The sequence below is a fragment of the Actinopolyspora sabaoui genome, assembly GCF_051225635.1.
Taxonomy (GTDB): Bacteria; Actinomycetota; Actinomycetes; order Mycobacteriales; family Pseudonocardiaceae; genus Actinopolyspora.
In genome coordinates, this window is record NZ_JBMIHH010000037.1 from 1 (window position 1) to 255 (window position 255).

Here is a 255-nt window from a genome sequence, read left to right on the forward strand (position 1 = left end):
TCCTTAACCACGGTTACCCCGCTCGCCTCGGTATGCTCTACCAGACCACCTGTGTCGGTTTCGGGTACGGACCACGCGGCCCCTCGCTAGAGGCTTTTCTCGGCAGCCGGGGATCACCCACTTCGCCACACCGGCTCGGCATCCGGTCTCACACCTGCACAGGCCCGGATTTGCCTGGACCTGCGTGCTACACCGTTACCCCGGGACAACCATCGCCCGGGATGGGCTACCCTCCTGCGTCACCCCCTCGCTGCC

General features: G+C 65.9%; 1 rRNA gene. It reads right to left on the minus strand.

Annotation, left to right across the window (positions count from 1 at the left end):
• Positions 1 to 255: ribosomal RNA gene (locus tag ACOQFL_RS22900) — 23S ribosomal RNA — on the minus strand; the annotation flags it as partial.